The organism is Colwellia sp. 1_MG-2023, from assembly GCF_030546755.1.
Lineage (GTDB): Bacteria > Pseudomonadota > Gammaproteobacteria > Enterobacterales > Alteromonadaceae > Thalassotalea_H.
In genome coordinates this window covers 130,761-142,598 of record NZ_JAUOPE010000002.1, presented here as the reverse complement: position 1 = coordinate 142,598, position 11,838 = coordinate 130,761, and the positions used below count along the sequence as shown (strand labels likewise).

The 11,838-nt window shown below is 37.8% G+C and carries 5 protein-coding genes; 1 reads left to right on the top strand and 4 read right to left on the bottom strand.

Translation table 11 applies throughout. The features are described 5' to 3' along the window. Nucleotides 1–4 precede the first annotated feature (4 nt). Nucleotides 5–1,324, bottom strand: coding sequence for a glycoside-pentoside-hexuronide (GPH):cation symporter (locus Q4493_RS02800; protein ID WP_303449246.1), 1,320 nt, complete (start codon nucleotides 1,322–1,324; stop codon nucleotides 5–7). A gap of 42 nt (nucleotides 1,325–1,366) precedes the next feature. Next, nucleotides 1,367–2,698 carry a GH1 family beta-glucosidase gene (locus Q4493_RS02795; RefSeq protein WP_303449245.1) on the bottom strand — a complete coding sequence of 444 codons (1,332 nt, stop codon included), beginning with the start codon at nucleotides 2,696–2,698 and terminating at the stop codon, nucleotides 1,367–1,369. 219 nt (nucleotides 2,699–2,917) lie between these two features. Here Q4493_RS02795 and Q4493_RS02790 point away from each other — a divergent pair, with 219 nt between their 5' ends. Then, nucleotides 2,918–6,229, top strand: a complete 3,312-nt coding sequence (locus Q4493_RS02790) for an ATP-binding protein (RefSeq protein ID WP_303449244.1) — start codon at nucleotides 2,918–2,920, stop codon at nucleotides 6,227–6,229. A 459-nt stretch (nucleotides 6,230–6,688) separates the two neighbouring features. Here the strand turns inward: Q4493_RS02790 and Q4493_RS02785 are convergent, their stop codons facing one another. Both Q4493_RS02785 and pulA read right to left on the bottom strand, forming a co-directional pair. Continuing rightward, nucleotides 6,689–7,144: a MarR family winged helix-turn-helix transcriptional regulator gene (locus tag Q4493_RS02785; protein ID WP_303449242.1), complete on the bottom strand. Its 456-nt coding sequence runs from the start codon at nucleotides 7,142–7,144 to the stop codon at nucleotides 6,689–6,691. A gap of 321 nt (nucleotides 7,145–7,465) precedes the next feature. Next, complete coding sequence (gene pulA, locus Q4493_RS02780; RefSeq protein WP_303449241.1) at nucleotides 7,466–11,836, bottom strand: pullulanase-type alpha-1,6-glucosidase; 4,371 nt, start codon at nucleotides 11,834–11,836, stop codon at nucleotides 7,466–7,468. Nucleotides 11,837–11,838 lie beyond the last annotated feature (2 nt).

The window sequence follows — 11,838 nt, the reverse complement described above, 5'->3', positions numbered from 1 at the left end:
TGTTTCATTGTTTTAATTCTTGGTGGATCATAGTGACTTTATCATTGTCGAGCGTATACCAACGCATCACAAATGCCACCATAACCGAGCCTAAAGCGGCGAAAACAGTGAAGGATAACAAGATGCCATGTTTGGTTGCTTCATTTTGTTCAATGTCGGCTTGATAACCATAATAAGCTAATAACCAACCAGCTAGCGCTCCACCTATCGCTACGCCAAGCTTGATAAAGAAGACAACCGCAGAATAAACCATTCCGGTGATTCTAACACCTGTTTTCCAATGACCATAATCAATGGTATCTGCCATTTTTGCCCAAAGCAGAGGCGTAGCCATTTGTAAAAAGAAACTCCAGAAGAAAAATAAACTTAATGCCAGAATTATTTGGTTGGCGCTGACAAAGTAATTGATAACACAAATAAAAGCCGCAATAGATTGCAATGTAATATAGGCTTTAATTTTACAAAATTTCTTTGCGACCATTTGTGATAAAGCACAGCCAAGAATACTTCCTATCATACCTAAGGTCATAAAAGGAGTGATTAAATCAGCTCTCACTAAATAATATTTCACGTAATATACAGCCAAAGTGCCACGCAGTACTTGACCACTTAACAATAACAATCCGGCTAAACAAAGAACGCGCCATTGATCATTTTGCCACAAACAAATTAAGTCTTGTTTGAAGGTTGAATTTTGCTGTGGGGGAGGGCTAACACGCTCTTTTGTACCTGCAAAACAGAGCAAAAATAACACCACACCTAATACGCTCATTGCAATCATAGTGTATTGATAGCCTAGAGCTTTATCGCCTTGACCAAAACATTCAACTAACGGCATGGTACCTGCGGCCACGATTAAACCGCCTAACATGCCAAAAACAAAACGGTAAGACTGCACGGAAACACGTTCTTTAGGATCTGCGGTTAATACCCCACCAAGTGCCGAATAAGGTATATTGATGGCGGTGTAGGCAATCATTAGCAAAGAGTAGGTTGCAAATGCATAGATGATTTTACCCTGTTCAGAGAGATCAAAAATGGTAAAAGCTAATACACTGATCAAGCCAAAAGGTAGGGCTAACCAAAGTAGATAAGGTCTAAATTGTCCCCATTTAGTGTTTGTTCTATCCGCCATTGCGCCCATTAATGGGTCGGTTATCGCATCAAATATTCGTACAACTAAAAATAACGTTCCGACTAATGCCGGCGAAAGACCAACCACATCTGTATAATAAATGAGTAAAAACATCATTACTGTTTGAAAAATGATATTACTAGCGGTATCACCTAGGCCGTACGCTATTTTTTCTTTCATTCTAAGCATGTTATTTTCTCTTATTGTGATGCTCTTTTAGTGATATTAGCTTTATTGGCGTTGTTGAATAAAATCTCGATAAGCATAGCCACTTGCTTTAATGGTTCTTTTTTGGGTTTGATAATCAACATAAACAATACCGAATCGTTTTAAATATCCTTCAGCCCATTCAAAATTGTCCATCAAACTCCAAGCGAAATAGCCTTTTATATCAACATTTTGTTCTATGGCTTGATGTACAGCATTTAAATGACTGTGATAATAATTAACTCTATCTTCATCGTTTATCGTGTTGTTTATTAGAGTATCAGGCATCGCTGCGCCGTTTTCAGTAATATAAATCGGCGGTAAGTCATAGCGATTATTAAGATCGACTAATAAATCGGTAAAACCTTGCGGATAAATTTCCCAACCCATATCTGTTAAAGGTACATCATCTAAACTGATTTGCGTAAATATTTCTTTATTATCAGCCTGATATACTGCTCTTGTATAATAATTAACGCCTATAAAGTCAATGGGATGAGCGATTATCTGCAAATCACCTGCATGAATATTTGGTTGTTCAGTGGTTGGTAGAGTTGTCAGAATATCAGGGTATTGAGCGTCAATAATTGGCTGGATATACCATTGATTAAAATAGTCATCAGCATACTTTGCCGCTGCAATATCAGCTTCATTGTTTGTGTTTGAATAACAAGGCGTGAAATTTAACACGATACCATTTAAGGTGTTTGGACTGAGCCTTGCTAATGATTCCATGGCCAAACCATGAGCGAGTAATAGGTGATGCGCTGCTTTTTTACCGTATTCTTTACCTGTTATTCCTGGTGCATGTATACCAATTTCGTAGCCTAAATAGGCACTGCAAAATGGTTCATTTAACGTAGCGTAAGAATAAACTCGATTGCCAAAGGCGTGAATAACTAACTCGGCATATTCTTTAAATTTAAAGGCAGTTGCTCTATTTAGCCAACCGCCATCATCTTCTAAATATTGAGGTAAGTCCCAATGATAGAGGGTCACGAACGCCTTGATCTTTTTTGCTTGTAAGGCATCGAGTATCTTTATATAGAAATCAATACCTTCTTGGTTTGGACTACCATCTTGATTCATTACTCGCCCCCAAGCAATTGACAAACGATAGGCATCAACTCCTAAAGAGCTGATCATTTCGATATCTTTTTGCCAAAGATGGTAATGATCACAGGCAGTTTCCCCATTGGATTTGTCTGCTATAGCGTTTTCTGTGCGACAAAAAGTATCCCAAATACAAGGTAATCGATGTTCTGCCCCGCCTTCTATTTGGAATGAAGCGGTTGCAACGCCTAGTGTGAATTCTTTAGATGTTAAACGTGAAGATTTAGGTAACGTAATTTTCATGGGATACTTTATTATATAATGAGTTTCTGGTAGCGCTTCCAAAATTTGAAGCGTTATTTCTGGAAGCGCTTTCAATTTAGCGTGGTTATTTTAAAACGTCAATACCTTTTCTAATATTCGAATTGTTTCTTAATTGTACAAAGCATGATTTTTGAAAATTTTCGTTATATCATCCAATAAATCAGTTCTCTTTTACTAACTTCTAAAGATACTTAATCAATGGCATTAGCGGGCAAAAACCAAGTTGTAACGCGTTATAAACTTTCTATTATTGGGGTATTTGTTGCGATAATGCTTGTGGCATTTATGCTGGCAAGTTTTCGATACTATGGTGAGTTACGTGCCATAGAAAAAAGTGAATACCATAACTTAATTAACCATACGAGCCTGATTAATCGTCAATTTAATCAAGCCGCTAATTCTGTAGCTGCCATTCAAAACTATGTTACTCATACCCTAAATTTTCCTGAAGAAGTGCCATTAAAGTTGCCGCGCTTTTCTCAAGAAAATGAGCATTTTTATTTACAAAAACCACGTCACGATATTATTAAATATCGTCAACGGCCAAGTGTAAACATTACCGGGGTTGGCGATTTAAACTCTCTAAGTAAGTCGTTAGCAAATGAATTAGCGATGGCTCATTCATTAACTCCTGCATTTATGACCGCACAAAATGCCAATGAAACGGCAAACTGGTTTTATTATGTGTCTGAAAACCAATTTGTCAGTATTTACCCTTGGGTTAATAGAAATAATTGGCAATATTCTAATAACTTGATTGAAAACGAACACGTTCAACGATTGAAAAATACCAAAAGTGATTTTGACGGAGTGCTGTGGTCAGCTCCATATATTGGTACCTCAAGTAAAAGTTTATATACCGCAGTTGGGGGGCCGGTATTTCTCCAGGAGAAATATATTGGTGCTGTTATTATCAATATCGACTTATCAAGACTTCATCAAAAAGTTTTATTAAATATCAATGAAAATGAAACGTATGTGCTTATTAATAACAAAGGTCAAGTTTTACTAAATCACACAAAGCAGGGCGAGCCTTTAAAAAAACAAGTTTCATGGCAAGATATTTTACCTGAGTCATTGGCAAATCTATCGCTGGAAAATATTCATAATTTACCATCGTCATCGCAATTTAACGCTTTACTTGTTCAAAAAGCTGAACTGGCAATTGATGGTTGGTTATTATTGAAATATCAACCTTATCAAGAGTTTACCAACCCTATTTTTGAACGGTTTATGGGGCTATTTTTCTTGCTGTTTTTTGGTCAGATAGTGTTGTTAGCCGTGGTTTATATAGTCACAAGTAAAACTTTTATAAAACCTACGCAACAATTTATCAGTCATATTGCTTATAGTGCGCAAGGTGATCATGGCAAAATTACACCGCCAAGTGGTTGGTTACATTGGTTTAATTTAGTAGGAGATATCTTTAGTCAAAACAGAAGTTTAATGCAACAACTTAAAGAACAAAACAATATATTAGACAGTAAAGTAAATGACAAAACACAAGCGCTTTTAGAAAAAAGTAAACAACATCAACATGACTATGCCATTTTGCATTCAGTAATGGACGCGATACCTGATTATTTAATATTTAATGATCCTGACGGCTTATTAATCGGTTGTAATTTAGCGTTTGAAACTTTTATTGGTAAAAAAGAACAAGCCATATTAGGTTGCCAAGCAGGGGAGTTAATTCCCAATGAATTAGGCATGGCTTTATTAGCGGCAAGTAGAAGTGAAACTAAAGCAAACCATACTCAAGGTGTTTTTCAAGTTATTGAAACGGTTGATAATACTTATGAGTTATTTACCTCTGAGTTTTATGATCAAGAACAACATGTTTTAGGCACTATCGTTATTATTCGTGATGTAACGGAACAATATGCAATCAATGCTGCGTTAGCAACGGCAAAAGAACAAGCTGAATTAGCGAACCAGTCGAAGAGTCAATTTTTGGCGAATATGAGTCATGAAATTAGAACGCCGATAAATGCGATTCAAGGCATGCATTCATTACTTGAAAAAACACCTATTTCAAATCAACAACGTAAACATTTAGTCAATGCACAAAGTGCTTCAGGAGCATTACTGCATTTAATTGATGAGTTACTCGATTTAGCCAAAATTGAATCAGGTAATATGTCGATTATGAAAGAAGAATGCAGTTTAGATCGAATAATCAGTCAAGCAATTAACTTAAATATTGGCAATGCTAATAAAAAAGGTATAGAGCTTATCGTCAATATTGAGTCAAATGTGCCTGTTATTGCCGTAACCGATGAAATGCGTTTAGTGCAAGTGTTAAGTAACTTATTGAATAACGCGATTAAATTTACGCGTAATGGCAGTGTTACTATTCATTTAGCAGTATTAGCCATGAGCGACATTGACACTTTAGTACGTTTTCGAATTATCGACACGGGTATTGGAATTGCAAAAGATAAACAAGGTCATTTATTTGAAGCTTTTAAACAAGCTGATGAATCTATGACACGAGAATATGGTGGCTCAGGGCTTGGTTTATCAATTTGTCAGCGTATTATCAATTTGCTTGGTGGAGAAATCAAAATTATTAGCCAAGAAGGGGTAGGCACTGAGTTTAATTTTGTTCTACCACTGAAAATTAATAATGTTAATCCTTATGCTGAATATAATAATAACGTACAAATATTTAGTGTGAAATATGATTTGCCACCGAGTTTTAATGCCCTAATTAAAGATTATGGTTATCAATATCATCCGTTAACGTCGCCAGAAAAAATAGAACAATACCCAGCGTTAAAATTGAATATATTATTTATTGACGCTCAAGAAGTGAATGAACAGTTATGTCAAATATTGATTAAACAGCTTTGTCATCCTAATCAATCATCTACACAAGAAAATCAGCTACCAGGCGATAATGACGCTGACAATAAATGTATGTTGGCGGTATGTTTGCCAGATCAAAATCGTGATTATAGTTTGGCGTTTGAATTCTTGGATAGCTATCAAATACCTTATATTGTTTGTGAATCTCCTCTTTCGAGATATGACTTATTTAATATTTTTGATACCAATAACGAAGCACAAGTTCAAATAAGTGAACCGATTCAAGGTGACAGTTCAACCGACAAACTCACTGAAGTAGTTCCGAAAAATTTAGCGAAGGTAACTATTTTACTGGTAGAAGATAATTTGGTGAATCAATTAGTTGCTAAAGAATTATTAAAGAGTATGCAAGCCGATGTTACCGTAGTCGAAAATGGTCAATTGGCGATAGAAAGTCTTGAAGAGTCACCATTTGATGTGGTGTTAATGGATATTCAGATGCCGGTGATGGATGGCCTAACTGCGACCAAAATTTTACGAGAGAACGAAAAATTTAAAGATTTACCTATTATCGCGATGACCGCACATGCTCGCCAAGAAGACATCGAAAATAGCTTAGCTGCCGGGATGAATTTACATATTGCTAAACCCGTGAATGCTGAATTACTACTGAGCAGTATTTTGAAAGTATTAAAGTAAACGCAGTCACTCACATTTTCGCGTTAAGTGAAAATATAAATAGAATGAAGTTAACGATTGCGTAGGAAGGGAATACGCAAGTCACATTATTGTAAATTGTAGGTTTCAATATGAAAAAAGCACTTTTTTTAATTTTAATCTTTAGTTTACCTGCCATATTTCTATTTCCACCAAGTGTACATATTAGCTTCTGCATGGCTATTAATTTATTAGCCTCTCGCTATATGTTATCCCATATATATTTTTAGAAAACCTGATAAAACCATGATTAAGTTATTATCTTACACGCCATTAATTTGTTTCTTCGTCGCATTACCTATAACCTTGATATTAAATAAATTTAATGATGTTTTATCTACTTCATTAATAACTAGTCTTACTGCTTTATTAATTGCGCTATTGGTCGGTTATATCTATTTTGGTTTAATTTATTGTCTGTATTTAAGTTTAAAAAATTGGTTATTTCGCTTGTTTTGAAATGTACTCGGTGACTTTTTCAAGTTTGCTAAAAGCATTATTCAATGTTGATAATTCTTGCAAGCTTAATACCGACAATAATTCTTGCTCTCGAGTTTTTACTAAAGGGGCTAGTTGATTAAACAGGGTTTGACCTTTTTTGCTGAGCTTGAGTAAGGATGACCGCTTATCTTGAATATTATTCACTTTTTCTAAGAGTTTATTTTCGGCTAATTTTTTAATAGCTCTGCTAGTTGGCATTTTTTCAAGATCGGCTTTCTTCCCTAATTCTTTAGCATTGAGCGAACTATCATTCGCTAATATAGCTAAGACACGCCATTCTTGTTTCGATAAATTAAATTCTCCCATATAGATTTCAGCAATAGAGTCACTGATCATCGCTTGTAATTTCGCTAATTGATAGGGAAAAAATGTCGTTAAGTTAAGTGGATTATTCATGGCTAATCATTTTTCATTGGCGTGCGACGGTATTGATAATAGCTAAGATTATATCGGTTGTTACTTGGCAAGCAACTTGTGTTGAAAAATAGTTATATGCACCTTTGCTGTTTAACTGAATCAAGGAAAAAAGACAAAAAAAACAGGCCGGGGAGAGCAAGGCCTGTTTTTAAATTCGAGTTAACTATTGCACGTGCTTAAATGGCATACTGCACGTAAACCTGATAAACGAATTATGTAAACTCGTTAGAATAACTCGTTTCTATTAAGCTTTGTGGTCAAACAAAGCTGTAATAAGTGTAGCAGAGATTTAACGTAACATTATTGGCTGAAGCTAATTTTGGGGTATCCCACTTGATCAGCATCCAAAGTAAATGTGACAGTAGTCGCAGATGGGCCAGAAAATATCACGTTTCCTCCTGTGGTTGTTAATGTTAATACTTGCTCTGCAGTCAAGGTTTCATTTTCGCCATAAGCGATGGAGAAATCTTCATTAGCAATTTTAAATTCATGATCTGCGCTCTCTATATCAATAGTAGCCTGATACAAACCATTGCCTTGGTAAACGAAAGGAGTATTTATGCCCCAATCGTTCATGCTGCCACGTAAATAAAATGTTGTACCAGCAAAGGGCTCAATTGCTCTAATAGTAAACATGGGTGAATTAACATTGCTCGCATCTAAAACAAACACTAATTCTTGTTCAGCGACTAAAGATAAGGCTATGTTGTCGTTGGTCCCTGGTGTTAACTCAAAAGTTGCCCCTACACTTGTATTGATATTGCCACCTAAATTAGGACCTCCGGTGCCTCCCCAGTCGGCATCTGCTACTTTTAATGCATGATCGCCAGCTGAAACTAAATAGCTACCTCGGTAGATGCCATTTCCAGCATACGTTAACGGTCGGTTAGTTCCCCAGTCGCCCATTAAACCTCGTAAATATACCGTCGACTCACCAAAAGGTGGAGGAATAGCATTAGGATCATCTGGCGTAATTATTAAGCTTGGGGTTTCACTGTTACTGGCATCTAATTCAAAAATATAGCTGCCGTCAGCAATTAAGTTTAAATATAGGTTATTACCGCCATTGGTTAAGTTGGCTGTTTGACCAATAGGCATAGTAAAACCACCGCCAATATTGGCGACTGAAAAGTTCTCATCAGCAATTTTAAACTCGTAATTACCGGCTAATAAGCTCACTTCCAGTTGGTATTTGTCATCGCCAACGTATGTAAAGGCCGAGGAAGTATCCCAAGCATTCATACCGCCACGTAAATAAAGGGTATTTTCACTATATGGAGGACGTGCTGTTAAACCATAGCCTTGAGTTGCCCCTTGTGGCTTAACAAAAACAGCCGTGGTATATGCCGGTACGGTAAAAGTCCCTTGATTAAATGAAGCTGTTTGCACTGTGTTGTCTATCGAATTTACTTGCTTGGCATGCAAGGTAAAGTCAGTTGCTTTGGCAATATAGAAGGATTGATCTTGATTACTGCCGTTAAATAACACAACGATAGCATCATGATTTTCATCTATATCCGTTAAGCCAATTCCATCATCTAAGCTCATTACCACTAAGCCTTGCGTTTGCTCATTGCCAGTATTATGAAACTTTATCCGTGCAGAAATATCTTCAGCGCTGTTCAGTCTAAATAGCTTGCTTGTTGCTCTGATATTAAGAAACTCTTTAAATACTTCACTGCTAAATTGGATATCTTGTGAGGCAATCGCGCTGTTTGGGTTAGCACTAATTCCACTGATAGTCGCCCATTTGTTTTGATTATCTTGCGCTAAAGGTAAACCGATATTCCAGTTACTGTCTAATTGAGTAAAATCGACTCGGTTAAACCAGTCTCCCGCATCGTAGGTATTTCTATCCATAGATTTTGAACGAATTAAGTCAGATCCCATATGTAAAAAAGGAATACCTTGACTTAACAGCGGCAACGACAAAGAGATGTTTTGAATACGCACTCTATCAGACAAACTTAAATCGCTAGGTGAATTGTATTGCAGTTGATCCCAAAGCGTTTCGTTATCATGCTTTGAAACATAGTTAACGGTATCTGCCGGATCGCTACTGTAACCGGCTGGTTGTCCATTCCATTGGTAATCATACATTGATAGATACGCGCCGCTGGCTGCGGTAAAGTGATAACTTCCCACATTGCCAACTAACCCCACACGAATGGTATCTTGGTCGTTTAAACTGCCGCCGCTATTAAATAACGCCGCACTTCGCACAGCATCGCGTTGTCTATCCGAAAACGTGCCAATTTCACTACCGGCCATATTTAATTGTGAAGCTTGCTCAAATCGACGATTGTTAACCACTTCGCCAAAGTTCCAGCCTTCACCATAAAAATAGGTGTCAGCATCAACGGCTCTTACCGCTTGTCGAGCATTTATAACGGCTTGCTTAGGCAGATGACCCATTAAATCAAAACGGAACCCATCATAGCCAAAATGTTGAGCAAAACTCACCAATGAATCACTCATTAACTTTGCCATCATTTTATGTTCTGTCGCGGTATTTTCGCAGCAAGTTGAATTTTCTATCATGCCGCTAAATTCATTCAATCGTTGGTAATAACCCGGCACGACTTTATCAAGCACAGATTTATCATATAAACCTGAAGAAGCGGTATGGTTATAAACAACATCTAACACCACGCGTAAACCAATTTCATGCAATGCTTGGTTCATAGCACGCATTTCAATAATACGAGCGACACCATCGGCATTTGATGCATAACTGCCTTCTGGTGCAGCAAAATGTTGCGGATCATAACCCCAGTTAAATCCGTCAAAAGCGCGCATCGACTCAACTAAAGCCTGTGCTTGTGTACTACTTGGGTCGTAACTGTTTAACACGTCGAGGAGCACGGCATTGTTATCTTCAACACCACAAACCGGCGCATGACTATTACGTTGGCATAATTGAGCAACCGTATCGGTAACATCGACACGTTGACTCGACGCTTCTTCAATAGAGGCAATATCATTTGCCGGTAATACATGGAAATGGGTTAAACCGGCATTTTGCAATGATTGAAGGTGCTGCATTGGCGCAGAATTTAGCTCGGTAAACGCTAAATATTTACCACGGTTTGCTGCACTGGTACTTTGATCAAGAATACTAAAGTCGCGAATGTGACTTTCGTAAATGATGCTGTCTTCAGGGTCTTCAACTGTTGGTACCAGATGCGTATCCCAACCTGCAGGTTTTAAATCATTATCGGCTAAATTGACAAACTGAGTATAGGCACCATTAGTTGACAGACCAACCGAATAAGGGTCAGTACTCGTAAGGGTTTCTATTTGTCCGGTTAATGGATGATAAACTGTTAACTCATAACGATAAAATAAACGATCCACTTCGGCTCTATTGGCAGTATATGACCAAATGCCTGTTGTCGAATTTGAGCTCATCTCATGAGAAGCAACCAATTGTTTGGCGGTATTGTAAATGTTTATTTTTACGTTTGACGCGGTAGGCGCCCAAACTGATGCTGTGACTTGTTCACCTTGATACTGTAAACCAAGCATTGCTTCGTCGGCATCATTGCTCTTTCGGGTATATAAATAATCCAATAATCGCGGTGTTTGAACACGAGTAGCATCGAGCAAATTGCCTTCAGTATCTAAGGCGACTACTAACAGTTGCTCTTTAATGAATTGTTTTGCTTCTTGCTCAGCAAGGTCAATTGAAAATCCTTGAAAGCTCGAAAGGTGTGGGTTTTCGCTAAAGTAGCTTTCATTCACTGTTGCTGGGTTTATTGCTACAAACGGGAGTGCCGAGAGTGTTTGTTGATTTAACTCAGTAACGCTCGCTTGAGCAGCATGATACAAACGGTAACTATCGGCATTAGTGGCATCGGTAGACCATAATAAGGCGCTAGTATCTAACCAATGTGCTCTTGCACCATCAAGGAAAATAGGGCGTGAAGTCACAGGGCTATACCAAATATCGGGATAACCGTTAAAGGTAAAACCTTCTTGTCCGTTATTAGGCTCAAAGCGGCTATTATTATTGCCGAGTGCTTTATCATTGCCTTTATGAATTATAAAGTTATAGCATTGTGCGCCTGGCTCAACCGTTAAAATATAATAACCACCAAAATCAGGATGCACACCATCAACGGGGTAAGGAGCTCCCCAATTGGCAAAGTTCGTGCTGTCGGTTGTTGGAGCTGCATAGTTTCCACAACCTTCACCATTCCACAGGTGTAATCCCCATCCATCGTAATTACCATCGCTACGATTATAGAAAATCGCAATTTGATCACTGGCTAAATCAAGCCCGGTTCCCAGTGTTTCGACATCTACTTCAGCACGAAGGTCGAGAGAAACCAAGTCGCGCTTTAACTCAAGTTTTAAGGTGAAATTGTGGCTGTCGCCAGCGGCAAGTTCATCAATAGCTAAATTCACATAAGGAATGCCTGCCGTTTCCCCATCAATATTAAACACTTCATGGCTGGTCGCTAATAGTAGTACACGCATCGGTCCTGAAATGCTGGTATCACTTTGATTTGTGATAGTGACTACAGAGGTATATTGACGATTGACACGATCATATACAGGGCGGGAAGAATAATTAAATGCGGTCTCGGTGGTTTCTTGCCAATCGGCTTGCACTAGTGTTGATGTAAAGAGCATCAACCATAGGAGTAAATGCGATAATAACTTCATTA

What these genes read in the sequence shown, in the direction of transcription:
- Q4493_RS02795 (WP_303449245.1), bottom strand. Translation starts at nt 2,698, where the DNA reads ATGAAAATTACGTTACCTAAATCTTCACGTTTAACATCTAAAGAATTC.
- Q4493_RS02790 (WP_303449244.1), top strand. Translation starts at nt 2,918, where the DNA reads ATGGCATTAGCGGGCAAAAACCAAGTTGTAACGCGTTATAAACTTTCT.
- Q4493_RS02785 (WP_303449242.1), bottom strand. Translation starts at nt 7,144, where the DNA reads ATGAATAATCCACTTAACTTAACGACATTTTTTCCCTATCAATTAGCG.
- Q4493_RS02800 (WP_303449246.1), bottom strand. Translation starts at nt 1,324, where the DNA reads ATGCTTAGAATGAAAGAAAAAATAGCGTACGGCCTAGGTGATACCGCT.
- pulA (WP_303449241.1), bottom strand. Translation starts at nt 11,836, where the DNA reads ATGAAGTTATTATCGCATTTACTCCTATGGTTGATGCTCTTTACATCA.